Source organism: Brevibacillus sp. NRS-1366 (assembly GCF_050467985.1).
Genome location: NZ_JBITPN010000063.1, coordinates 43,988 through 65,047 on the forward strand (window position 1 = coordinate 43,988; position 21,060 = coordinate 65,047).

General features: G+C 47.9%; 18 protein-coding genes. 17 read left to right on the forward strand and 1 reads right to left on the reverse strand.

The window, feature by feature from the left end; translation table 11 throughout:
- Nucleotides 1–74: 74 nt before the first annotated feature.
- Together ACIFQN_RS34335 and ACIFQN_RS34340 are read left to right on the forward strand one after the other, a co-directional pair.
- A complete protein-coding gene (locus ACIFQN_RS34335; protein ID WP_429837535.1) occupies nt 75–749 on the forward strand; it encodes an amino acid ABC transporter permease in 675 nt (224 codons plus the stop codon).
- A 92-nt stretch (nt 750–841) separates the two neighbouring features.
- Nucleotides 842–1,039 (forward strand): cold shock domain-containing protein, encoded by a 198-nt coding sequence (locus ACIFQN_RS34340; protein WP_429837536.1) that lies wholly within the window; start codon nt 842–844, stop codon nt 1,037–1,039.
- 50 nt (nt 1,040–1,089) lie between these two features.
- Here ACIFQN_RS34340 and ACIFQN_RS34345 read toward each other — a convergent pair whose 3' ends face one another.
- Entirely contained in the window at nt 1,090–2,142 is a 1,053-nt protein-coding gene (locus tag ACIFQN_RS34345; RefSeq protein WP_429837537.1) for an HD-GYP domain-containing protein, read from the reverse strand.
- A gap of 210 nt (nt 2,143–2,352) precedes the next feature.
- On the opposite strand from ACIFQN_RS34345, the gene hpf reads away from it, so the two are divergent.
- The 15 genes from hpf (at nt 2,353) to ACIFQN_RS34420 (ending at nt 21,028) form a co-directional block, all read left to right on the forward strand.
- Complete coding sequence (hpf, locus tag ACIFQN_RS34350) at nt 2,353–2,910, forward strand: ribosome hibernation-promoting factor, HPF/YfiA family (RefSeq protein ID WP_429837538.1); 558 nt, start codon at nt 2,353–2,355, stop codon at nt 2,908–2,910.
- 211 nt (nt 2,911–3,121) lie between these two features.
- Nucleotides 3,122–5,644, forward strand: coding sequence for a preprotein translocase subunit SecA (gene secA, locus ACIFQN_RS34355; protein ID WP_429837539.1), 2,523 nt, complete (start codon nt 3,122–3,124; stop codon nt 5,642–5,644).
- Between the two features lie 218 nt (nt 5,645–5,862).
- Nucleotides 5,863–7,299, forward strand: coding sequence for a S8 family serine peptidase (locus ACIFQN_RS34360; RefSeq protein ID WP_429837540.1), 1,437 nt, complete (start codon nt 5,863–5,865; stop codon nt 7,297–7,299).
- Between the two features lie 229 nt (nt 7,300–7,528).
- Nucleotides 7,529–7,984, forward strand: a complete 456-nt coding sequence (locus ACIFQN_RS34365) for a hypothetical protein (RefSeq protein ID WP_429837541.1) — start codon at nt 7,529–7,531, stop codon at nt 7,982–7,984.
- 112 nt (nt 7,985–8,096) lie between these two features.
- A protein-coding gene (gene prfB / locus ACIFQN_RS34370) for a peptide chain release factor 2 (RefSeq protein ID WP_429837542.1) occupies nt 8,097–9,210 on the forward strand; the annotation gives its coding sequence in 2 pieces (ribosomal slippage) (nt 8,097–8,177 and nt 8,179–9,210; 1,113 coding nt in all).
- Nucleotides 9,211–9,346: 136 nt separating this feature from the next.
- Nucleotides 9,347–9,616 (forward strand): YciI family protein, encoded by a 270-nt coding sequence (locus ACIFQN_RS34375; RefSeq protein WP_429837543.1) that lies wholly within the window; start codon nt 9,347–9,349, stop codon nt 9,614–9,616.
- An 80-nt stretch (nt 9,617–9,696) separates the two neighbouring features.
- Nucleotides 9,697–10,071 (forward strand): c-type cytochrome, encoded by a 375-nt coding sequence (locus ACIFQN_RS34380; RefSeq protein ID WP_429837544.1) that lies wholly within the window; start codon nt 9,697–9,699, stop codon nt 10,069–10,071.
- A 135-nt stretch (nt 10,072–10,206) separates the two neighbouring features.
- A complete protein-coding gene (gene argC, locus ACIFQN_RS34385) occupies nt 10,207–11,247 on the forward strand; it encodes an N-acetyl-gamma-glutamyl-phosphate reductase (protein WP_429837545.1) in 1,041 nt (346 codons plus the stop codon).
- Nucleotides 11,248–11,261: 14 nt separating this feature from the next.
- On the forward strand, nt 11,262–12,062 hold the full coding sequence (argB, locus tag ACIFQN_RS34390) for an acetylglutamate kinase (RefSeq protein ID WP_429837546.1): 801 nt from the start codon (nt 11,262–11,264) through the stop codon (nt 12,060–12,062).
- A 28-nt stretch (nt 12,063–12,090) separates the two neighbouring features.
- On the forward strand, nt 12,091–13,272 hold the full coding sequence (locus ACIFQN_RS34395) for an aspartate aminotransferase family protein (protein ID WP_429837547.1): 1,182 nt from the start codon (nt 12,091–12,093) through the stop codon (nt 13,270–13,272).
- A 200-nt stretch (nt 13,273–13,472) separates the two neighbouring features.
- A complete protein-coding gene (locus ACIFQN_RS34400) occupies nt 13,473–14,579 on the forward strand; it encodes a carbamoyl phosphate synthase small subunit (RefSeq protein WP_429837548.1) in 1,107 nt (368 codons plus the stop codon).
- Nucleotides 14,572–17,814, forward strand: a complete 3,243-nt coding sequence (gene carB / locus ACIFQN_RS34405; RefSeq protein WP_429837549.1) for a carbamoyl-phosphate synthase (glutamine-hydrolyzing) large subunit — start codon at nt 14,572–14,574, stop codon at nt 17,812–17,814. Before ACIFQN_RS34400 ends, carB begins: the two co-directional genes overlap by 8 nt.
- Nucleotides 17,759–18,730: an ornithine carbamoyltransferase gene (gene argF, locus ACIFQN_RS34410; protein ID WP_429837550.1), complete on the forward strand. Its 972-nt coding sequence runs from the start codon at nt 17,759–17,761 to the stop codon at nt 18,728–18,730. The genes carB and argF overlap by 56 nt, the downstream gene beginning before the upstream one ends.
- Nucleotides 18,731–19,158: 428 nt before the next feature.
- Entirely contained in the window at nt 19,159–19,710 is a 552-nt protein-coding gene (locus tag ACIFQN_RS34415) for a DUF5317 family protein (RefSeq protein WP_429837551.1), read from the forward strand.
- Nucleotides 19,694–21,028, forward strand: a complete 1,335-nt coding sequence (locus tag ACIFQN_RS34420; RefSeq protein WP_429837552.1) for an HD-GYP domain-containing protein — start codon at nt 19,694–19,696, stop codon at nt 21,026–21,028. Before ACIFQN_RS34415 ends, ACIFQN_RS34420 begins: the two co-directional genes overlap by 17 nt.
- The last annotated feature ends 32 nt before the right edge of the window (nt 21,029–21,060 follow it).

The following is a 21,060-nucleotide window of genomic DNA, read 5'->3' on the forward strand; positions in this document are numbered from 1 at the left end:
GACCAACCACTCACCCAAAACACCAGCTTACTTCCCGAGTGTATTTAAGTTTTAAGGAAAGGGGGAACTGCCGTTTGGATTGGAGCGTCATCTATGATTATCGAGAGCTATTTATTCGCGGCATTATCAATACGATTTTACTGACAGCGGTCGCAACTATCTGTGGTACCACACTCGGACTATTCATCAGTCTGGGAAAAATGTCGAGCAAGCGCATCTTGAGATGGGTGTGTTCCATTTATGTAGAGCTTTTCCGCGGAACACCGATGCTGGTTCAAATCCTGCTCATCCACTTCGCGGTAATCCCTTCGATCTGGGGGCTGTTTTTTCCAGGACAGCCGAATCCGGAGGCCATCTATTCCGGTTTTGTCGCACTGTCATTGAATGCAGCGGCCTACATTGCGGAAATATTCCGTGCGGGTATCCAATCGATTGATCCTGGGCAAATGGAGGCGGCGAGATCGCTTGGCATGACCAAGAGCTTGTCGATGCGATTGATTGTTCTTCCGCAGGCGTTTACGCGTATGCTGCCTGCCATCGGTAATGAGTTTATCGCCCTTTTAAAAGATTCTTCCCTCTGTGCTGTCATTGCTACACCGGAGTTGAACTACGCGGCTATGAACGTGGCAAAGAGTACGTTTGAACGCTTTACTCCATACCTTACAGAAGCGGCTGTTTATCTGGTTCTGACCTTATTCTTGTCGCGAATTGTCGTACGAGGACTGGAGAAAAAATATTCCACAAAGTGATGGAATTTCGTGATTGAATTTGGGCAAGCTAGATGGGAACACGAGGGATTACATATCCTAATTTTTTACAAAAGAAAGGGTTGTGCTGTTCCATGCAAGGCAAAGTAAAATGGTTTAACGCAGAAAAAGGGTTTGGATTCATTGAGCGAGAAGGCGGAGATGATGTTTTCGTTCACTTCTCGGCCATTCAATCGGATGGATTTCGTTCTTTGGATGAGGGACAAGCGGTAGAGTTTGATATTGTGGATGGAGACCGCGGTCCACAGGCAGCTAACGTCGTGAAATTGTAAACATGAAATCCCCCTGGCCCAATCATCGGGTGCAGGGGGATTGTTTGTTGTTAACTGATCATTTTATGAATGCGAAGCGTCCGGTGCTCTCGCAGATCGAGAAATTCTTCTCCCCTGCGTACGAGCGGGCGCATCGGTTCGTCGGAATGAATCATGATGACTTCGACTTGATCCCCATTGTTTAATACGGCATGGGAACCAATATAGAGCATAACGATATACTGGATGAAGCGAGAGACGATCAATGGATTCAGTTTCCCCGCGCATGCTTGTTCCCAAAGAACATTCGCGGCTTCAAAAGGCGAGGAGCCTCTGCGATAGACACGGTCCGTGCAAATCGCATCAAATACATCAGCGACACTGATGATCTGGCATTCAAAAGGAATGGACTCCCTCGTCCGTTGCTCTGGATAACCGGTGCCATCTAGTCGTTCGTGATGCAGCAGCGCGCATAAAGCCAACATTTCATCAGCTCGGTCCATGGAACGGAGCATTTGATAGCCGTACTCCGTATGGCGTTTCATTTCCGCATACTCTTCTTCCGTCAATTGACTAGGCTTGGACAAAAGCTCATCAGGAATTTTCATCTTTCCGATATCATGCAGCAGACCGGCTTGTCCCAGAAAGTAGATTTCTTCATGGGACTTTCCTAATAATTTGCCGATTAAGGCGGCGAGAATGCCTACATGAAGGGAGTGACGATACGTATAGTCGCCTGTTCCTTCTTTCAAATAGATAAATCGGAGAAAACCAAGGCGCTGTAATACTTCATCAAGCAAGGGGTAAAAAATGTCATTAAAATGGTTTAGCGACAGCATGTTCCCAGAGGCAATTTGCTTAAATAAATGTCCAGTCTTCTGAACAGCCACAACATATTGGCTAGCTGCTTCAGTCTCGCTCCAGTGTAAGACAGGTGAAGGCATTTCGATGTTCGGTGAGGCAGCAGCTACGTGAATGGCCATGATTTTATGGGCTTCGAGTAGGCGGATGTCACTCTGATGAAGGATAACCCCAGCGGGCAAAAGAAGTAGGCCGTACTCGTTGTACACGTCTTGGGCGAGCGTAGTTCCAATGATAGAGTGGGAAGGTTTCACCCCGGCCATGAGGATTCCTCCTGTGCGAATGGTAACATGCAGGATTAAGTTTAGAGTGACTATTAGGTATTATAGCATAGGGAAACTAGTAAGTATTGGTAATATTCTGTCGATTCGTGTTGAAATATATAAAATTTGTAAAGATTTTTTGTAGATGAATAGGAGGATTATTTACAATCGTGCCGAATACTTATTTATAGACGGAAGGAGGTTGGAACCATGAAATTTAACATTCGTGGAGAAAACATTCAAGTCACCGCAGCACTGAGAGAGTATGTGGAAAAGAAAGTCGGCCGTCTCGAAAAATACTTTGAAACACAGCAGCCTGCCGATGTACAAGTAACCATGCAGGTACGTCGCGGGGAAGGCACGATTGAGGTCACAATCCCACTAAACGGGGTGATTATTCGCGCCGAAGAAACACATGAAGACATGTATGCTGCTATTGATCTGATAGCAGAAAAGCTGGAGCGTCAGATTCGCAAGCACAAAACGAAGCTGATGCGTAAGCTGCGAATTGATTCTGTTAGCAAGGCGGTACAGCGTGAGAGTCAACCGGTTGCTGTGCTTATGGCAGACAGTGATGAGGACGATATCGATATCAACATCGTCCGAACCAAGCGTTTCAATTTGAAGCCGATGGATGCGCAGGAAGCAGTCATGCAGATGGATATGCTGGGACATAGCTTCTTCGTCTTCCAAAACAGCGACACTAATGATGTAAGTGTGGTTTATCGCCGCAACGATGGTCGTTACGGATTAATTGAGCCCAAATAACGAAACTTTATAGCCTATCACTCGTATAAGACTAGGGAGTTGCTATTGGCAACTCCCTTTACTTGTGTACATTGGCCTCTATTTGATAAAATAGCTTTTTAGAAAGTATTATTTTTCGTAGAAATCAATATCTCTGTTGGGATATGTGGAACCCTCTCTTACGGAGTAGTTCATTATTCTTTGTTTGGGAGCATATGGAAGGGGTGTCCTCATGTTAGGACTCGTTAAAAAGATATTTGGCGACAGCAACGAACGCGAAGTCAAAAAAATGTTTAAGCGCGTAGAATCAATCAATGCGCTGGAAACTGGCATAGCGGCGCTTTCCGACGACCAGTTGCGGGAAAAAACGGCTGAGTTCAAAGCCCGTCTGGAAAAAGGGGAAGACCTGGACAAAATCCTGAATGAAGCGTTTGCCGTAGTACGCGAAGCATCTAAACGGGTTCTTGGCATGCGACATTTCGACGTGCAGTTGATCGGTGGTATGGTTTTACAAGAAGGCCGTATTTCGGAGATGAAGACAGGTGAAGGGAAAACGCTGGTGGCGACACTGGCAACTTACCTGAATGCTTTGCAAGGCAAAGGCGTTCACGTGGTAACCGTGAATGAATACTTGGCAGAGCGCGACTCGACAATCATGGGACAGTTGTACAATTTCCTGGGTCTGACCGTCGGCTTGAATAGAAATGGACTCACTGCGGAAGAAAAACGGGAAGCGTATGCTTGTGATATCACGTATGGAACGAACAATGAGTTCGGTTTTGACTACCTGCGTGACAATATGGTGCTTTACAAAGAACAAATGGTACAACGTCCGCTTTTCTACGCCATCATCGATGAAGTGGACAGTATCTTGATCGACGAAGCGCGTACGCCGTTGATCATTTCTGGATCGGCTAACAAATCAACAGAGCTGTATTACATCTGCTCTCACTTTGTGAAGCGTCTGGAGCTGGAAAAAGACTTTACTGTCGATGAAAAGCTGAAAATCGTCAACCTGACTGATGACGGGATTGGAAAAGTTGAGCAGGCATTCAACATCGAGAATCTGTACGATTCCGCGCATACCACACTGAACCATCACATCACAGCAGCTCTGAAGGCTCAAATCCTGTTTAAACTCGATGTGGATTACGTGGTGCAGGAAGGCGAAGTAGTCATTGTTGACGAATTTACAGGCCGTCTGATGGTGGGACGTCGCTACAGTGACGGCTTGCACCAAGCGATCGAAGCAAAAGAAGGTCTGCGCGTGCAAAGCGAGAGCATGACGCTGGCAACGATCACATTGCAAAACTACTTCCGGATGTATCAAAAGCTGTCCGGTATGACTGGTACGGCTAAAACGGAAGAAGAAGAGTTTAAAAAGATTTACGGGCTCGATGTTGTGGTTATCCCAACGAACAAGCCTGTTGCTCGTCAAGACTTCCCGGATCTCGTCTTTAAAACAGAGGCAGCCAAATATCGTGCGGTTGTGAACGATATCGTGGAGCGTCATAAAAAAGGACAGCCGATTCTGGTCGGTACGATTTCCATTGAAAACTCCGAGCGCCTAGCGCACATGCTGAAGCAAAAAGGTGTTCCGCATAACGTGCTGAACGCGAAGCAGCATGAGCGCGAGGCGGAGATTGTTGCTCGCGCAGGTCAATACGGAGCGGTTACGATCGCTACGAACATGGCGGGCCGTGGTACGGATATCCAGTTGGGCGAAGGTGTTGCCAATCTCGGTGGTCTTCATATCATCGGTACAGAGCGCCATGAGAGCCGACGGATCGACAATCAGCTGCGCGGTCGTGCCGGTCGCCAAGGGGACCCGGGTTCATCCCAGTTCTTCCTCTCCATGCAAGATGAGCTGATGCGCCGTTTCGGTGCTGATAATATCATGAACATGATGGATCGTTTGGGTATGGAAGAAGACATGCCGATTGAGAGCCGTCTGGTCACCCGTGCAGTAGAATCTGCTCAAAAACGAGTGGAAGGCTCGAACTTCGATGCGCGTAAAGGCGTTCTCCAGTATGACGATGTCATGAACCAGCAGCGCTTGGTTATTTACAAACAGCGCCGCGATATCTTGGAACAGGAAAACCTGAGCGAAGTTGCACTGGGCATGCTATACAGTGTGCTTGAGCGTAACGTAGCTGCGCATTGTCCAAAAGAAGAGGTACCAGAGGATTGGGACCTGCAAGCTTTGGCGGATGCTGCCAACCAAACGTTCCTGCATGATGAAACGATCACTGTCAACATGCTGAAAGGCAAAGAGGCAGAGGAAATCATGGAACTCTTGAAGGATGAAATCACCAAGCAGTACAGAGCGCGCGAAGAACAGATTGGTGAAATGATTCGCGAGTTTGAAAAAGTGGTGATCCTGCGTGCGGTCGACAGCAAATGGATGGATCATATTGATGCGATGGAGCAATTGCGTCAAGGTATTCACCTGCGTGCTTACGCTCAAAATGACCCGTTGCGCGAGTACCAGTTCGAAGGGTATGAGATGTATCAAGCAATGCTTTCGGCAGTACAAGAAGAAGTGGCCATGTACATCATGAAGGCAGAAGTCAGCCAGAACCTGGAGCGTCAGGATGTCATTCGCGGCCAGGGTATTGATCCAGAGGACCTGCAAACATCCGGACCGTCTGACCGTCCAGATCCAGAAACCTCTGGTGATGCAGATCCGAAAAACCGCGCGCAGCGCCGTGCCCAAGAGCAGGAGCGTCGCCGCCAGAACAAGCGTAACCAATAATCTTGCAACGTGTATATGCGAACATCCTTCCCGAGGAGTAAAGTGCTTGGGGAGGATGTTTTTACATATTCATCCTTTTTTTACAAAATACTTGTAAAATGGTAACGATTCTTGTAAAAATACAAGAGAATCTATCGAACGATTCTTCTAGAGTTCGATTAGTAAAATTCTTACAATAAAAAAGAGTTTAACTAATTGCATTCAGAGGGGGAATCTACTTGAAAAAATCATTAAAACTGGTCCTGTTCAACTCTACACTGGTTATTGGGCTGATGGCTTCCGTTCTGTCCGTTGTCCAAGTCCCGGTGCAAGGGAAAAGCAAGGAAACCTCATACCTGATCGCGTACAAAAAAGATCTTCCAGATGATTTTGAAGAACAGATTGAAGAGGCAGGGGGCAAAGTTGGAACCGTAGTTGAGGAAATAGGCATCGTATCCGCCACTTCCGACGATCCTGACTTTTTTGATAATGTAGCTGCGTTCAAGGATGTGCTGTCAGCGGAAGAAGAGCTGGAAATCTTACTGGACGAAGAGGAGCCAGAAGCCGCAGACGGTCAAATGATTACAGATGTTCCCCAGCCTGACTGGGATGACCCGGACCAAACTTACCATGATTTGCAGTGGGATGTAAAAAGGATCACCAATGATTTCGCCTCTCATGAAATAAGCAAGGGGGATTCCGGTACGGTAGTCGGCATCATTGACACGGGAATGGATTTTGATCATCCTGATTTACGGAACAATGCAGACGAGGAAGGGAGCAAGACGTTTGTTCCAGGCACTGATGACGCGTGGGATGAAAATGGTCATGGTACCCATGTAGCTGGTTCCATCGCAGGAGATGGAAAGGTATTGGGGATTGGGCCCAAATTGACCGTACGCGCCTATCGAGTCTTTGGTGCGACAGGAGGAGCGCAACAATCATGGATTACAGATGCACTGGTGGCTGCAGCCAATGATAAGGTCGATGTCGTCAACATGTCACTGGGCGGGTGGCGATGGATGGCTCACAACTATGGGGAGAAGGGTGAATCCGCATCCATTGTTGCCTACCACCGTGCTGTTCAATATGCGGTCAAGAAGGGTGTAACGGTTGTGGTTGCAGCGGGTAATGACTCCAGAGAACTTGGCAATATTAAAGACATGAGAGAATATTGGAAGGAAACATACGGATTGGATATCAAGGGACCATCTCGGGTAGTTCCAGCTCAAATACCTGGAGTGATTACGGTATCCGCTACCAACGAATGGTCAGATGAAAAGATCGCTTTCTATTCCAATTACGGCAATCCGATTGACATTGCGGCACCGGGTGGAGACAACGGTCCAGTCTATGACGAACTCTATCGGGAAGACCCAAAAGGAGATTATTTGGATAAACGCGATTTCCACTATCGCACCATTTCGACTTGGCCTACTTATTTGCCGCCATATTTCACCTCGAATTTGAAAGGCTACGCTTATTTGCATGGCACGTCGATGGCTGCGCCGAAAGTGGCTGGTATCGCTGCGGTCATTAAATCGGAACATCCGAATTACAGCCCAGTGCAGGTGGCAGCATTGATCCGGAAAACAGCAGACGATTACGGGAAAAGGGGACAAGACAAGTATTTTGGTGCCGGTGAGGCAAACATTTTTAATGCCCTTGAAGATTAATTCCTTATGGAAACCTCTGAGTGTACAGACTCAGAGGTTTTTTTTCTACTCCAATCCTTTTGGCTAGACAGCGTTCGTCCCAATCCCTTCTTCCTCGTCTCATACGACAGATCTATTTGTCTAACACTGGAAAAAGTGATCGAACGATTCAGGTGGAAATGTTTTGAAAAATCCATAGAATCATAGGTACAACACTTTTTACCAATTACACGGAGACGAGGGATGGAAAATGAAAACGTCAGTCAACGTGATGGGCATACAAGCGAAAGATATGCTGGACTGTATCGCAGCTACTTTAAAAGCAGTGATGAGAACGGGAAAAGAGCAAAAAACGATACAAGTCATTGGAGAAGAATCCACCGAGGAGCAACCAAGCGTGTTTACAGCACGAGATGCCGTTTTCTACGAAGAGAGATTGCTGACGGAAATTCCGGAGCCGAACTTTTCGCCTGGCCTGCTCGTCCATCCGAAGGTGCTGGCAGAAAAGGCAATCCAAAGTGCGGATAATCAAAATCAATCCTCAGCGAGACGAGCGGGTATTAGGCGGCCGATTCGCCAAAGAATCATAAATAGAGGACAGGCAAAAGTTTCTCGGGCAGTCTTTCCACAGGTGGAGAGCAAACAACCACGCGACATCCGAGACTTCAGATCTTCGTTATCCCCACCAGTAGAAACGGTAACGTGATCGGCATGCAGCAAAGACTTCTTTTGTGCGTAACACTTTTGTCAGTTTGCGCATCTGGCAAATTACGTTACAATGAAACGTAAGCTTACGTAAAGAGAAGGTGATTCGCAAGATGGCATTAATTGATATTGCGGACATCAAACAAGAGATGTCCAGTATGGCTAAGCGTTTAGCAGATATCAGGGGGTCTCTTTGACCTTCCTGTAAAAGAGGAGCGGATCGGAGAACTCGAAGAGCGCATGCTTGCTCCCGATTTTTGGGACGACAATGATGCTGCGCAAAAAACGATCAGTGAGTTAAATGTCATTCGAAACCTTGTAGAAACCATGGGGAAGCTGGATTCTCAATATGAGGATCTCCAGTTGATGCTGGAGCTTGTCATCGAAGAAGGGGATACCTCGCTTATTCAGGATTTGTACGACAGTACCCAGGAGCTGAAAAAATCGTTTGAAAGCTTTGAGCTGGAACTGCTCCTCAGCGATCAATACGACAAAAACAATGCCATTTTAGAGCTGCATCCAGGAGCAGGTGGAACGGAGTCCCAGGACTGGGCTTCCATGCTTTTGCGTATGTATACTCGCTGGGGCGATGCCAAGGGCTTTAAAGTGGAAACCTTGGATTACCTGCCAGGAGACGAGGCGGGCGTTAAAAGTGTGACGCTTTTGATCAAAGGCTATAATGCGTATGGTTATCTAAAATCAGAAAAAGGGGTTCATCGACTTGTTCGGATTTCTCCGTTCGATGCTTCGGGACGCCGTCATACTTCCTTTGTTTCTTGCAACGTCCTGCCGGAAATCGAAGACGATACGGCTGTAGACATTCGTTCGGAGGACCTTAAAATTGACACCTATCGCTCAAGTGGCGCAGGGGGTCAGCATATCAACACGACAGACTCCGCAGTCCGGATTACGCACTTGCCTTCGGGCATCGTTGTTACTTGCCAAACAGAGCGCTCTCAGATCAAAAACCGTGAGCGAGCGATGAAAATGCTGACAGCGCGACTGTTTGAGCGCAAACGGGAGGAACAGGAGAAGACGCTTGCAGCAATCCAGGGTGAGCAAAAAGACATCGCCTGGGGAAGCCAGATCCGTTCTTATGTCTTTCACCCGTACAGCCTCGTCAAAGATCATCGGACCAACGTTGAGGTAGGCAACGTGCAGGCAGTTATGGATGGGGAGATTGACACGTTCATTGATGCTTATTTACGCGCACAGATTAATCGCTAAAATACCTTCGAGGGAAAACTCCTTTTGCGGCATGGATTCCATGCCGTATTTTCCTGTACTCATAAACAGAGAAAAAGGCCATTTACAAAATGTGATATACTTCAGAAAAAGACGCTACTTTAAAGGAGAGAGAAGGATGTTATACGCTGCATTTTTATCGATTATTGACCAGGATTTGAATGCAAAGGTCAGACCTGCTCATCTGGAATATGTGAATGAACTTTACAAGCAAGGCAAAGTATTCATGGCAGGCCCGTTTACGGATAAGACGGCAGGTCTTGTCATTTACAAGGCTGAGTCACTGGAAGAAGCCCGTAAATTGGCAGAAGCAGATCCAGTTATTGTCGAAGGAGCTCGTACACTTGAGCTTCGTGAATGGAGTCCGCTCGAATTTCCTTTGAACTAATTTCCATTTTGAACAGGAATGATAAATCCTCACAGGAGGCATACTTAGCAAAGAAATATCCGAAAAAGGAGGGAACAGCCTTGAAACGTTTTCCATTTGCAATCATGGCGGCTGTACTCGTATTCTCGCTAAGTGCCTGTGCAGGTAAAACAGCTCAACCACCAGCTACCCAACCTTCGACTCCACCACCAGCAACCACACCACCAGCGACCACAGCACCATCTGGCAGCTATGATGCTGCAACTGCAGAAGCACTCTTCAAAAATACTTGTGCAGGCTGCCACGGTCAAACACTGGAAGGTGCAGTTGGTCCCAATCTCCAAAAGATTGGTGGAGAATTAACGAAGGATCAGATTTTAGAAGTATTGAATAAAGGTAAAGGTGCGATGCCGCCGGGATTGGTAAAAGGTGCGGACGCAGAAAACATAGCTGCATGGCTGGCAGATAAAAAATAGTGTGGATCCAACCAGGAGCGCTCGAGTAAATCGGGCGCTTTTTTGCGTTCACTTGTTTTTAGGGTTGTATTCCGTATGAATTTTTATTATTATTCATGTATAAAAATACAGAACGATGGAAAAGGGGAGAAGAGCATGGTTCGGGTCGGAATTGTGGGAGCTACTGGCTACGGAGGAGCGGAATTGATCCGTGTCTTGGCAGGGCATCCTGAGGCTCAAATAACGAATTTATATTCAAGCTCTGCGGATGGAGAGGCATTGGAAAAAACATTTCCCCACGTAACAGGTTTGGGATTGCCGTTGCTGTCTCCGATTGATGCTGCCAAGATGAGCGCTGATAATGATGTCATTTTTTTGGCTACTCCTGCTGGGGTGAGTGCTGAATTGACGCCGCAACTAATGGAGCAGGGAGTCAAAGTAATCGACTTGTCCGGTGATTTCCGGTTGGACAGCGCAGATGTGTATAAAACCTGGTACAAACGAGAGGCTGCCCCTGCCGAATGGGTACAAAAAGCAGTATACGGCCTAACGGAGTGGAACCGCGAGCAGGTGGCGGGAGCGAGTCTGATCGCGAATCCAGGATGCTATCCTACTGCTGCATTGCTTGCCATGCTCCCACTGATGAAAAGCGGATGGGTACAGCCGAATAGCTGGATTGTCGATGCGAAGTCGGGTGTATCAGGAGCAGGTCGCGGTATGTCTCTGGGTGTTCACTACAGTGAAATCAATGAAAGCATTCATGCATACAAAGTATCCAAACATCAGCATACGCCAGAGATCGAGCAGGAGCTGCTACGACAAAGTGGTGTGGAGGCAATCGTGCAGTTTACGCCTCATCTGGTGCCGATGACGCGGGGAATTTTGGTCACTGCATACGGACAATTAACGGCGGACGTAACACAGGAACAAATCCAGGACCTGTATACATCCACCTATGCGGATAAGCCTTTCGTACGGGTGCGCCCTGCCGGTAGTCATCCCCATACAAAAGAGGTATACGGTTCCAACTATTGTGACATTGCCGTCCATGTCGATGAGCGCACAGGTCGAGTCATTCTCTTGTCCGTAATCGATAATGTGGTAAAAGGTGCGGCTGGTCAAGCGGTGCAAAATATGAATGTCATGTTCGCGTTGCCAGAAAAAGCAGGATTGCCGCTCGTACCGGCGTTTCCGTAAGAGGAGGAGCACGGATGCAAGGAATCGTAGTCATCAAATGTGGAGGCAGCACGATGGATCAACTGCCAGATCATTTTTTTCAAGCGATAGCGAAGCTGCAAGCAGCGGGAGGGCAGCTTGTCATCGTACACGGAGGTGGACCTGCCATTAATGGGATGCTTGATCAGGTTCAGATCACGCCCCAATTTGTGAATGGACTGCGTGTCACGTGTGAAGATACGCTGCGTGTCGTAGAGATGGTGTTGTGTGGAAGCATTAATAAAGCCTTGGTGCGACGCTTGACACAAGCAGGGGCCAAGGCGTGGGGCGTAAGTGGAATCGACGGCCAGACGCTGGTGGCAGAAAAAACGACCAGGCCATTAGGATTGGTTGGGGAAATAAAACAGACGAATACGGCCATTCCCGTGGCGATTTTGGATCAGGGCTACGTGCCTGTCATTGCTCCCCTTGCTGTTAGTGAAGATGCGATCCAAGCTTTTAACATCAATGCTGATGTAGCTGCCGGAGCGATTGCAGCTGCACTCTCGGCTGAAAAACTGATTATGGTGACCGACGTTCCGGGCATCATGCGCCCTCAAGCAGATGGAAGCAAGGCGGTTGTAACAGAGACTAGTGCCAGCGAGATCAAAGAAATGATCGCAGATGAGGTTATTACTGGCGGAATGATTCCGAAGGTTCAGGCAGCACTTGATGCACTTGGCCAAGGTGTTGAACAGGTTGTGATTTGCCGGGGGACCGCAGAAGATCTTTTGTCCGTGTGCAACGGAGAAGCTGTTGGTACAACGGTCAGAATGAATGTAAACCAAACGTTGTAAATGGGAGTTCAAAAAGGAGGTCTAGATTATGAGTACAGTAACAGCACCAATGCATCTCATGAATAACTATGCAAGATGGCCCATTAGCTTGGTGAAAGGGAAGGGTAACCAGGTATGGGATGACCAAGGCAAGCAGTATTTAGACTTCACTTCGGGAATCGCGGTAACCTCCTTGGGGCACGTTCCACCAAAAGTAACAGCCAAGCTGCATGAGCAACTGGATACATTGTGGCATTGCTCCAATTTGGTGCATATTCCGCAGCAAGGGATCCTGGCGGAAAAACTGAGCCGCTTATCCGGATTGGACCAAGCTTTTTTCTGCAATAGCGGAGCGGAGGCGAATGAAGGCTTGATCAAGCTGGCGCGAAGATACGCCCAAAAGGTGAAAGGGAATGATCGCTACGAAATCATTACGTTCGAGCAGTCTTTCCACGGCCGTACGCTAGCTACACTGACCGCGACTGGTCAAGAGAAAGTAAAAGACGGGTTCGCTCCATTGCCACAAGGCTTTGTAACCGTACCATACAACGATTTGGCAGCAGTCCAATCCGCCATTACAGAGAAAACCTGCGCGATTATGCTGGAATTGGTTCAAGGCGAAGGCGGCGTTCATCCAGCAGAAGAGAAGTGGGTGAAGGCACTGCGCGACTTGTGCGATACCCATGGTCTGCTGCTCCTGGTAGATGAGATTCAGACCGGGATCGGACGTACCGGAACCTGGTTTGCTTTTCAGCAGTACGGAGTGAAGCCAGACGCGATCTCGCTTGCAAAAGGATTGGGGAGCGGTTTCCCGATTGGAGCAGTCGTGGCAACGAAGGAAGTGGCAGAAGCATTCGCACCAGGTACACATGGGACGACTTTCGGCGGGAACCCATTGGCTGCAACGGCTGGGATTGCCACCCTGGAGACAATGGAAGAAGAACAGATTCTGGGGCGTATAGCTCATATTCATACCATGCTAATGGGTGAGCTGGAGAAGCTAAAAGCAGAGCATCCAGACAAGGTATCCACGATTCGCGGAAAAGGGCTGCTTTTGGGAGTGGAATTGGCGATCCCGGCAGCAAATGCTGTAGCGTATGCACGGGAAAAAGGCGTTATCCTGCTCATGGCGGGACCTCAAGTAGTCAGGCTGCTTCCTTCCTTTGTGACTACGGAGGCAGAGGTGCAGCAGGCAATAGCAGTCCTGGGCGAGGCACTGTCGCAAGAGTAAAGAAAATATTGTGCGCATTGGAAAAATGCAACGAGTGGTCCAAGTCAAAAAACTCGTTGCATTTTTATAATGTTGAATGTATATTAATACAAAGAGTTGCATAAATTTTCGGTAGGAAACACAAAAATGTGAATGTCTTATTCACATGCCGTCGCCATATTTCTATGGTTTGTGCCCAATGGAGAGGAGTGGCTTCATAGATGGATAGAGAAAATAAAGGATTTGGAACAGGATATCTCACGCTGGAGAGCGGTGAGGTTTTCACGGGAACCCTTTACGGAGCCCCTATGAATGGATTTGGAGAAGTGGTTTTTACTACAGGAATGACTGGTTATCAGGAAGTAATGTCAGACCCTTCCTTTGCGGGTCAAATCGTTACATTCACATACCCTTTGATCGGGAACTACGGAATCAATGAAAAAGATTATGAAGCAGCGAAGCCAGCCCTTACAGGAATGATTGTCAGCGAGCTGTGCTTGGAACCGAGTCACTATGAGTCTACGAAAACCTTGGCAGAGGCAGCCGAGGAATTTGGTTTTCCCATTTTGGTTGGAATTGATACACGCACGATTACCAAGCGTGTTCGTCAAAACGGTCCGTTATTTGGAGTCATATCCGATCAGCCTATGAAAGCAGAAGAGGTTGTGTCACTGCGCAACAAGCATGCGAAAAAGTCGCTGGTAGCCAATGTGTCAAGTCAACAGATCGAGCGCTATCCGGGTACGGGTGAGCATGTAGTACTGGTGGATCTGGGCATGAAGCAATCGATTGTGGATGCACTCTTGGCACTGGGATGCCGTGTTACCGTCGTGCCGTTTGATACCTCGATCGAACAAATCAACTCGCTGTCACCAGACGGTTTGATGTTTTCCAATGGGCCTGGAGATCCAGAGCATCTGCTTGCTTATTGCAGTGAATGGCGTAAAGCGGTGGAGCAATATCCGACACTTGGCATTTGCCTGGGGCACCAGGTGCTCGCTCTCATGTACGGCGGGAAAACGGAAAAACTCGCTTACGGTCATCGCGGCGGAAACCATCCGGTCAAGGATCTGGTGACTGGAAAAGTATACATGACCTCGCAAAACCACGGATATGTGGTGAAAGAGGAGTCTTTGGAAGCATCTGAGCTGATCGTTTCGTACCGGAATGTCAACGATGGTTCTGTCGAGGGGCTTCGCCACAAAAGCTTGCCTGTTTGCAGTGTGCAGTACCATCCGGAAGCGCATCCCGGGCCTAGCGACACTTCCCACATTTTTCACCAATTTCTAAAGTCCATGCGTGAAGTAGGAGCGAAGACATATGCCTAAATTGCCACACATTCATAAAGTTTTGGTTATCGGTTCTGGCCCGATCGTCATTGGCCAGGCAGCAGAATTTGATTACGCAGGTGCACAGGCCTGCCTTTCCTTGAAGGAAGCAGGTGTGCAGGTGGTGCTGGTAAACAACAATCCGGCCACGATCATGACAGATGAGCAAGTAGCGGACAAAGTGTACCTGGAGCCGCTCACGGTGGAATCCGTGACAGCAATTATCGCCAAAGAGCGACCTGATGGTCTTCTGCCTACCTTGGGCGGCCAAACAGGGCTCAATCTTGCTGTTTCCTTGGCTGAAGCAGGTGTTTTGGAAACATATAACGTGCAGCTGCTCGGAACGCCGCTCGAAGCCATTCAAAACGGGGAAGACCGTGAGCTGTTCAAACAATTGATGCAACAAATCGGTGAGCCTGTACCAGAGAGTGACACGGTGGAATCCGTGGAAGCGGCTATCGCATTCGCCAATTCGATTGGCTATCCTGTCATCGTTCGTCCTGCCTACACGCTCGGCGGTGCTGGCGGCGGAATCGCGGAGGATGAGGAAACGCTGCGAAAAGTAGCTGCTGGTGGTATTGCGGCAAGCCCGATTGGTCAAGTATTGATTGAGCGCAGCGTCAAAGGCTGGAAAGAAATCGAATACGAAGTCATGCGGGACGCAAACGATACGTGTATTATCGTTTGCAATATGGAAAATCTCGATCCGGTGGGAATTCATACCGGCGACAGCATTGTAGTCGCTCCCTCCCAAACCTTGACCGACCGCCAGTATCAAATGCTGCGCAGCGTTTCTACAAAGGTTATTCGCTCGCTGGGTGTCGTCGGCGGTTGCAACATTCAGTTTGCTCTTGATCCTCTGTCGGATCGTTATGTATTGATTGAAGTCAATCCACGGGTGAGCCGTTCCAGTGCGCTCGCTTCCAAAGCTACCGGATATCCGATTGCCCGTATCGCGGCAAAGCTGGCACTCGGCTACGGACTAGACGAGGTATTGAACCCGATTACGGGTTATACGTACGCAAGCTTTGAGCCGGCATTGGACTATATCGTGGTGAAAATCCCGCGGTTCCCGTTTGACAAGTTTCCACTCGCAGATCGCAAGCTGGGCACTCAGATGAAAGCGACCGGTGAAGTCATGTCTATCGCTCGCAATCTGGAAGCGGGACTTTTAAAAGCCGTTCGCTCATTGGAGCAGGGGTGCACGCACTTGTCTCGACCTGAGCTGGCCGATTGGACGCGTGAGGAGATTACGCATGCTCTGCAAGAAGCGACGGACATTCGTCTGTTTGTGTTTGCAGAAGCGATCCGCAAAGGCTTTACCGAACAAGAGCTGCACAGCTTGACAGGTGTCGATCCGTTTTTCTTGCGCAGCTTGCGCAAAATAGTGGATCTCGAAGTAAAATTGGCAAGCAACAAGGGTTTCGAGGTATCTCCAGAATTGTTGCTGGAAGCCAAGCGGCGCGGTTTTGCAGATGAAACGATTGCTTCTCTCGCAGGCTCCACACCGGCCAAGATCAAGGAATGGCGTCAAAAGGCTGGGGTTACTCCAACCTATAAAATTGTAGATACATGCGCGGCCGAATTTGATGCGCAAACACCTTACTACTATTCAGACTGGCAGGGTGTAGACGAAGTAGAGGCTTTGTCAGGTCGCAAAGTACTCGTGCTAGGCTCTGGCCCGATCCGGATCGGACAGGGGATCGAATTTGACTATTGCTCTGTTCATGCTGCCAAGTCACTGCAGGCGAGCGGAATTGCCGCAGTTGTCGTGAACAACAACCCGGAAACGGTCAGTACGGACTATGAAACGGCGGATCACCTTTATTTTGAGCCGCTTCACGTGGAAGATGTGCTGCATATCGCCGAGCATGAGCAAGTAGAGGGCGTTATGGTGCAGTTCGGCGGACAAACGGCGATCAATCTGGCTGCGAAGCTGGAGCAAGCGGGCCTCAAGGTGATGGGAACGTCACTTTCCGCGATTGAGCGGGCAGAGGATCGTGAGTTGTTCTACGCGATGCTGCGCAAGCTGGACATTCCACACATTCCAGGTAAAGGGGTCTCTTCTCTGGAGGACGCTACATCGATTGCCGAAGAGATCGGCTTCCCGGTTCTGATGCGGCCGTCTTATGTCATTGGCGGTCAAGGCATGATGGTTGTCCATAATATCGAAGAACTGTCTGCAACGATCAACGACTGGCTGAATCATCCTGAAAGCAGCGCGTTTTTCCCACTGCTGGTAGACAAATACGTGCCGGGCCGCGAAGCAGAAGTAGACGCAGTATGCGATGGCGAGTCCGTAATCATCCCAGGCATCTTCCAGCACGTAGAGAAGGCGGGTATTCACTCAGGGGATAGCGTGGCGTTGTTCCCGGCACCAAAGCTCTCGGATGAAATCAAGCAAAAAATCGCCAGCTACACCGAAGCGATCGCACACGAAATGGGTGCTGTTGGTCTGATCAATATCCAGTTTGTGATTGATGGCAGTACGGTGTACGTGCTGGAGGTAAACCCGCGTGCTTCGCGTACGGTACCGATTACAAGCAAAGTAACAGGCATTCCAATGGTTCAACTGGCGGTTCGCGCTCAGTTGGGAGAAAAGCTGGCAACGATGGGATACGGCACAGGACTTTTGCCTGACATTCCGTTCTCCGTCGTAAAAGCTCCCGTGTTCTCGACCGTGAAGCTGAATGGCGTAGATCCTGTCTTGGGTCCAGAAATGAAATCGACGGGCGAGGTGCTTGGCTTGGGGCGCTCGTTTGAAGAGGCTGCTGGAAAAGCATTCGCATTCAAGGATAATCTCTACGGTGACTGGCAAAAGGGCGATTTGGTCATTGTGTCTCTGGCCGATGGCGACAAGCAAGATGAGCTTTGCCAATCGATCGGACAGCTGCAAAAGGAAGGTGCCGTGTTGGTAGCGACTCCGGGAACAGCCAGCTGGCTGGAAGCAAACGGGGTAGCAGTGAGCCACGTGGTAGCCGAAGAGCCTAAGCTTACCACTCTTTTACAAAAGGAAAAAGCGGCTTTTGCGCTCGTAACTGCAACAAAAGGAAATCGCCCGGGACGTACCGGATTTGCTTTGCGCAGTCGGATGGTACAGCAAGGCGTACCGCAGTTCTTTTCCGTTGATACATTCGATTTGTACGTGAAGTCTATTATGAAGAAAAGAGGTGGCTCGCATGCAGCCTGTGAAGATATTGGAACACTTTCAAAACTTACCGCTCAGCAAGCATAAAGGAAAGGATTTCCTGCGCGTTGACGAATTTAATGGAGAAGAACTGATGGAGCTTCTCCATCTGGCGGCACATATCAAGCAATTGCAAAAGCTGGGGCAGCCATTCCAGCCGTTGATGGGCAAGACATTGGGCATGATCTTTGACAAAGCTTCTACCCGCACTCGCGTCTCCTTTGAGGTGGGGATGCACCAATTGGGTGGCCTCGGAATGTTTATGAGTGGAAAAGAACTGCAATTGGGTCGTGGAGAGCCGATCAGTGACACTGCCAAAGTACTTTCCCGCTACGTAGATGCGATCATGATTCGCACCTTCTCCCACTCGTATGTGGAGGAGCTTGCTGAGCATGCGTCTATCCCGATTATCAATGGACTGACCGATCTGTACCATCCGTGCCAAGCGATGGCTGATATGCTGACCATCTGGGAGCACAAAGGAAGACTCAAAGGCGTCAAGCTGGCGTACGTAGGCGATGGAAACAATGTAGCGAATTCACTCGTGCTGGCAGCCGTCCTCTTGGGTATGGATGTACGAGTGGCGACACCAGCGGGTTATGAAATGGACGCTGCCATTTTTGCAAAAGCATGCGAGTACGCAAAAAACAGCGGTGGAAGCATGATGGCGACAAACGATCCGATCGAAGCAGTAGCGGGAGTAGATGCGGTGTACACAGACGTTTGGACCAGCATGGGCTTTGAAGCGGAAAATGAGATTCGGTTGAAAGCCTTCGCCGAATACCAAGTGAATGAGAAATTGGTAGCTCATGCAGACCGTGACTATCTCTTCTTGCACTGCTTGCCGGCACACCGCGGCGAAGAGGTGACTGCCGAAGTCATTGACGGATCTCGCTCTGTGATCTTTGACCAAGCAGAAAATCGCCTTCATGCACAAAAAGCGATTTTGGCCGCGCTGGTGTGAAGATAGTTCTAGGTATTTAGAACTACAATGAATTAAATCCAATAGACTATGAAACTATGATTGCCGAATTTTGTCACTTATGTGTAAAATATAGGTATGAAAGTCGCAAGGAAGTACGGACTTTATTTGGTCGCTTTGTCCGTATGGAGCCAGTAGCGAATCCGCCCTTTTCCGTAATGGAGAAGGGAAAGAGGAGCAGAGGCTGTACCTGGTCGCTTGGCCTCTGCATCAAACAGTAGCGAAGCCAGCTTTCTCCACTATGTACGAAGGAGGGGAAATAGATATGAAAAAATGGTTCGCAGCAATTATGATGGTGGTTGCTATCGTAGCGGCTACTTCTGCAAACTGGCACGTAGGATAAAGAAAAAGCAAAAAACACCGCTTCGTTTGTAAGTGGTGTTTTTCGCTACTTTGTGGAGGTATATGCCTTGCTACTAGACATTATTTTGGTTTCGTTTGTAATCGCATTTCTAAGAGGTGGCCGAATAAAGGCGGTACCAACGTTTAACCATATTATCTTTCTGGTTATTAGTATACTTCTTCAATTTACGGCTGTTTTTTTTCATGGAATAGCGGGTATTTTTATATCGGCTGCCTACGTAGCGATGATCTGCTTCTTTTATTCAAATAGAGAACATGAGGACATCAGGATTTTTATGATAGGCTGGTTCCTTAATGCAATCGTGATTTGGCTAAATGGGGGACGTATGCCCATTGACTTAGATCAAGCCAAAAAATTGCCTTTCTCTATTGAACCATTAGTAAATGGAACAGATTTTAAACACAGTGTATTAACGAATGAAACCCTCTTGCCTTTCTTGGGCGACATAATCTACATGCCGTCCATTATTCCTCGAATTATAAGTATTGGTGACTTATTTATTATGTTAGGAGCGTTCTTGCTTGTTCAACGCATCACCAATAGACCCATTTCTTTAATAAAACTGCGAGAAGGTAAAAGCTATGTTGCGAAACATTAGTTCTATTCATTTTCTTAAATCGATGTTTGTACAATACTGTCTACCTTTAACAGCAGTTATCATTTTAATTTCGACCTTACCTGATTGGGAGATTCGGAACCACTGGAGCGTATTGTTTATTTTCACAGCCTTAACTATTTTTGGTACTTTCGCTCCAGTGAGTACCTTAAATGCACGTTTAACGATTAATAATGCTGTGATTTTTGCAGGTATTCTTCTCTATGGAATATGGATAGCAGTTTGGGCAGCAGTTATTGAACAATTGATTATGGTTTTTTTGTTCCGACACTCGTTTAAAAAATTATTATACAACAGTGGTCAAATCTTATTAACTCTTTGGGTTGTTGGCAAGCTCAATATACTGGCAACCGAGTATTCGATTCCGTGGATGATTGCAGATATAGTCCTTATTTTCGTTTACTGGTTCATGAATACTGGTTTAGTTGCGATAGGAATTTCTCATTTTTTTAAAGTCAAATGGTACCCGACAATTAATAGTATGATTAAGGCTGGAACAGGTACTTATTTTGTCTTGATGATGATTGGTAGTATGGGAGCTCGTCTAGAGCAAACATATGGAATACTTGCACTTATCCCGCTTGTAGCAACGATCTATACGTTAAACATCGTTTTTCACCAATACTACGACAGCCTCAATAAACTCCAACAAAAAGTAGAAGAGGTCAAATCTTTCAATCACAAGTTCCTAACCGCCATGGCTGCTTCTATTGACGCACGCGATCGCTACACGAGCGGTCATTCCCAACGAGTTGCACACTGGGGTAGAGAAATTGCAAGTGACATAGGACTCTCTGAGGAAAAAGTGGAAGAGATTTATATCGGTGGAATTCTGCACGACATCGGTAAAATCGGTATTGAAGATGAGATTCTCAATAAAAAAGGAAAATTAACACCAGAGGAATACGACAAGATTAAGCAGCACACGGTGATTGGATACGAGATTATTTTGCAGGCCGGCATGTTTAATGAATTACTCCCCGCGATCCGTTCTCACCATGAGCGAATCGACGGTAGGGGTTATCCGGATGGTTTGGTCGGGGATGAGATTCCGCTGATGGCAAAAATATTAGCGATCTCGGATGCGTTCGATGCCATGGTTGCGGACAGACCTTATCGAAAAGGGCTGCCGGTAGAAGAAGCGCTGCAGGAAATCAAAAGGGGGTCCGGAACACAGTTTGATCCCCTTTTAGCAAAACACTTCATTGGAATAGTGGAGAGGCTCCCGAAAGAAGAGCTGAAAAGCATTATCGGACAAGAAACGAATTCAAAAAAACAGTTACAGGAGGCCGTTAAGTAAATTTGCCTCTTGTAGCTGTTTTTTCATGCAAT

What these genes read in the sequence shown, in the direction of transcription:
- ACIFQN_RS34375 (WP_429837543.1), top strand. Translation starts at nt 9,347, where the DNA reads ATGTTATACGCTGCATTTTTATCGATTATTGACCAGGATTTGAATGCA.
- ACIFQN_RS34365 (WP_429837541.1), top strand. Translation starts at nt 7,529, where the DNA reads ATGAAAACGTCAGTCAACGTGATGGGCATACAAGCGAAAGATATGCTG.
- carB (WP_429837549.1), top strand. Translation starts at nt 14,572, where the DNA reads ATGCCTAAATTGCCACACATTCATAAAGTTTTGGTTATCGGTTCTGGC.
- ACIFQN_RS34420 (WP_429837552.1), top strand. Translation starts at nt 19,694, where the DNA reads ATGTTGCGAAACATTAGTTCTATTCATTTTCTTAAATCGATGTTTGTA.
- ACIFQN_RS34340 (WP_429837536.1), top strand. Translation starts at nt 842, where the DNA reads ATGCAAGGCAAAGTAAAATGGTTTAACGCAGAAAAAGGGTTTGGATTC.
- secA (WP_429837539.1), top strand. Translation starts at nt 3,122, where the DNA reads ATGTTAGGACTCGTTAAAAAGATATTTGGCGACAGCAACGAACGCGAA.
- argB (WP_429837546.1), top strand. Translation starts at nt 11,262, where the DNA reads ATGCAAGGAATCGTAGTCATCAAATGTGGAGGCAGCACGATGGATCAA.
- ACIFQN_RS34400 (WP_429837548.1), top strand. Translation starts at nt 13,473, where the DNA reads ATGGATAGAGAAAATAAAGGATTTGGAACAGGATATCTCACGCTGGAG.
- ACIFQN_RS34395 (WP_429837547.1), top strand. Translation starts at nt 12,091, where the DNA reads ATGAGTACAGTAACAGCACCAATGCATCTCATGAATAACTATGCAAGA.
- argC (WP_429837545.1), top strand. Translation starts at nt 10,207, where the DNA reads ATGGTTCGGGTCGGAATTGTGGGAGCTACTGGCTACGGAGGAGCGGAA.
- argF (WP_429837550.1), top strand. Translation starts at nt 17,759, where the DNA reads ATGCAGCCTGTGAAGATATTGGAACACTTTCAAAACTTACCGCTCAGC.
- ACIFQN_RS34345 (WP_429837537.1), bottom strand. Translation starts at nt 2,142, where the DNA reads ATGGCCGGGGTGAAACCTTCCCACTCTATCATTGGAACTACGCTCGCC.
- hpf (WP_429837538.1), top strand. Translation starts at nt 2,353, where the DNA reads ATGAAATTTAACATTCGTGGAGAAAACATTCAAGTCACCGCAGCACTG.